The sequence below is a fragment of the Mycobacterium sp. TH-M25 genome (assembly GCF_057473665.1).
In genome coordinates this window covers 1-2,509 of sequence record NZ_JBYCLA010000411.1, presented here as the reverse complement: position 1 = coordinate 2,509, position 2,509 = coordinate 1, and the positions used below count along the sequence as shown (strand labels likewise).

Here is a 2,509-nt window from a genome sequence, read left to right as displayed (position 1 = left end):
CGAAGAATCGTCGACGCTGAACACCGAGCTGGAGTTCACCGAGGGCGTCGGCTTCGACAAAGGTTTCCTGTCGGCGTATTTCGTGACCGACTTCGACTCGCAGCGGGCCGTGCTCGACGATCCGCTGATCCTGCTGCACCAGGAGAAGATCAGCTCGCTGCCTGACCTGCTGCCGATGCTCGAGAAGGTCGCCGAATCAGGCAAGCCGCTGCTGATCGTCGCCGAAGACATCGAGGGCGAGGCATTGGCGACTTTGGTCGTCAACTCGATCCGCAAGACGCTCAAGGCCGTCGCGGTCAAGTCGCCGTTCTTCGGCGACCGGCGCAAGGCCTTCCTCGAGGATCTGGCGATCGTGACGGGCGGCCAGGTGGTCAACCCCGACGCTGGCCTGGTGCTGCGCGAGGTGGGCACCGACGTGCTGGGCTCGGCCCGCCGCGTGGTGGTCACCAAGGACGACACGATCATCGTCGACGGCGGCGGCTCCAACGACGCCGTGGCCAAGCGGGTCAAGCAGCTGCGGGCCGAGATCGAGGCCAGCGACTCGGAATGGGATCGCGAAAAGCTGCAGGAGCGCGTGGCCAAGCTGGCCGGTGGCGTGGCCGTCATCAAGGTGGGGGCCGCCACCGAGACGGCGCTGAAGGAGCGCAAGGAAAGCGTCGAGGACGCCGTCGCGGCCGCGAAGGCGGCCCTCGAGGAGGGCATCATCGCGGGCGGCGGATCGGCGCTCATCCAGTCCGGCGCGGTGCTCAAGCAGTTGCGTGCGTCGCTGACCGGGGACGAAGCCCTCGGCGTCGACGTCTTTTCCGACGCGCTCAAGGCACCGCTGTACTGGATTGCCACCAACGCCGGGTTGGACGGCGCGGTGGTGGTCGACAAGGTCAGCGGGCTGCCCGCCGGGCATGGACTGAATGCCAGCACGTTGAGCTACGGCGACTTGGCCGCCGATGGTGTCGTCGACCCGGTCAAGGTCACCAGGTCAGCGGTGCTCAACGCGGCCTCGGTGGCGCGGATGGTGCTCACCACCGAGACCGCGGTGGTGGACAAGCCCGCCAAGGCGGAAGAGCGCGACCACCACGGCCACGCGCACTAATCAGCGCGTACTCCCAGGAAAGACCCCCGGTCTGCGGATACCGGGGGTCTTTCTGTTGACGCGTGCGGTGTCCCGGCCGTGTGGGTAGTGCTGTTGGCCCACGACGAGTGGTCTAATGGGTGGAACGAACACCACCCGTTATAGGGTTTCGGTGTGACCAACCCAGCACTGGTGTCGGTGCTGCCCAGCGAGCCCGCGCCGGTGCGCTTGATGAACACGGTTTGGGCCGACAGTGCCGGTGTCCACGACGATTTGACCACTCCAGCTGCGCTGCGCGATTGGCTGGTCACCGTCGACCATCGATACGCTGCCGACGTTCGCGGAGACCCGCGTCGTGCCGAGCTGGCCGAGGCCAAGCTGCTACGTGACTCCCTTCGCCGGCTGGCCGCCTTCGCCATAGCCGATCCCCGGCCGGCCGCCCAATCCCCGGTCGACAGCGTCGACGACGCCGTTGCCGCGGTGAACTGGGCGGCCAAACAACTGCCCAACGCCCAACTCGTCATCCGGGGTGGTCGGCTGCACCACGACCGCCTAGTACCCACCTCACCGGCTCGCGTCGCCTTGGCTGCACTCGCGCGCGACTCGATCGACATGTTCACCGGACCCAGCGCGACGAAGCTGCGCGCCTGCTACGGCCCAGGATGCGTGGTGTACTTCGTCAGATCCCACCCCCGCCGCGAATGGTGCTCAGAAACCAGCGGCAACCGCGCCCGCGCCGCCCGCGATGAGGGGCCGGCCTAGGCGCTGCGAGGGATACTGCGGGTGCGCCCGAGGTCGCCCTTGAGGAGTAGGTCGCGCTCGGATTCGGACAAACCGCCCCAAACGCCGTAGGGCTCGCCGACATCCAGCGCATGAGAACGGCATTCCTCGATCACCGGACAGCGTCGGCACATCTCCTTAGCGCGCTGCTCGCGTTGCATCCGGGCACGGCCACGCTCCCCGTCGGGATGGAAGAACATCGACGAGTCAACGCCGCGACACAGGCCTTGCAGTTGCCAGTTCCAGATATCGGCGTTAGGTCCAGGTAGCTGCTCCGGCTGTGGCATTAGTTATTCCCTCTCTGCACGGCACGCCCAAAGTGGAGGGTGGGTTCGCGAACGCGCGCGAGTGTGCACATTGATTGGAGTGGCGTCACCGATGACTACCCGACAACATAGACGGTAGGTGGGCTGGCGAATTACAGTCAATAGCCGTTCCCCGCGGCAAAATGTGTCAGCGTTGCGAGAGAATTAACGCTGCGTTCATCTGCGACGCTTTCGCCGAACTTAAAGCATGCTAACGAAGGAGCTCATCGATGCCAAGATTCCCCAGGTCAGAGGCCTTACAGGGCCTTTGTCTAGGCGCCAGCAATTAGGCTGCGAGGATCCTGGGTAATATTTCGGTAACGCAGATGCTACACAGATTTTACTAATGACCTCG

General features: G+C 65.1%; 3 protein-coding genes. 2 read left to right on the top strand and 1 reads right to left on the bottom strand.

The window, feature by feature from the left end:
* The coding region (groEL, locus tag AC2VOU_RS13810; RefSeq protein WP_486957897.1) for a chaperonin GroEL at positions 1-1,090 on the top strand (1,090 nt) is incomplete at its 5' end.
* Positions 1,091-1,243: 153 nt separating this feature from the next.
* A complete protein-coding gene (locus AC2VOU_RS13805; RefSeq protein ID WP_486957896.1) occupies positions 1,244-1,831 on the top strand; it encodes a CGNR zinc finger domain-containing protein in 588 nt (195 codons plus the stop codon).
* Here AC2VOU_RS13805 and AC2VOU_RS13800 read toward each other — a convergent pair.
* A complete protein-coding gene (locus tag AC2VOU_RS13800; RefSeq protein WP_047315539.1) occupies positions 1,828-2,136 on the bottom strand; it encodes a WhiB family transcriptional regulator in 309 nt (102 codons plus the stop codon). The genes AC2VOU_RS13805 and AC2VOU_RS13800 overlap by 4 nt on opposite strands.
* Positions 2,137-2,509 lie beyond the last annotated feature (373 nt).

What these genes read in the sequence shown, in the direction of transcription:
- AC2VOU_RS13800 (WP_047315539.1), bottom strand. Translation starts at nt 2,136, where the DNA reads ATGCCACAGCCGGAGCAGCTACCTGGACCTAACGCCGATATCTGGAAC.